Raw genomic sequence first — 422 nt, forward strand, 5'->3', positions numbered from 1 at the left:
TTTGGGTTGTTGAGACATCTCCCGAAGGCTGTGTTGCCGTCGAGGTTACTGGACCAAAGCTACCGTCTGGTTGAATTAGCGCAGTACCGGTAGAGTTATCCGGGAACGTCACGGTGGCCATATTTCCAGAGTCACCCGTACCAGAGATACTGAGTGTACCGTCAGAGTTTACCGTAATCACTTGCGTTGGCGCATCGGGTGCTGTGGTGTCTGTATAGGTATCCGTTACCGCAGGCGAGATGTTATTCGCAGGATCGGTTTGGGTTGTTGAGACTGTTCCCGAGGGCTGTGTTGCCGTCGAGGTTACTGGACCAAAGCTACCGTCTGGTTGAATTGTCGCTGTATCGGTAGTGTTATCCGGGAACGTCACGGTAGCCGTATTTCCAGGGTCACCCGTACCAGAGATACTGAGTGTACCGTCA

At 52.8% G+C, this 422-nt stretch carries 1 protein-coding gene; it reads right to left on the reverse strand.

Features of this window, described 5'->3' with window-relative positions:
* The coding region (locus tag OO007_RS20225) for an Ig-like domain-containing protein (protein ID WP_325810188.1) at positions 1–422 on the reverse strand (422 nt) is incomplete at both ends.

It is taken from the genome of Cocleimonas sp. KMM 6892 (genome assembly GCF_035798195.1).
Taxonomy (GTDB): domain Bacteria; phylum Pseudomonadota; class Gammaproteobacteria; order Thiotrichales; family Thiotrichaceae; genus Cocleimonas; species Cocleimonas flava.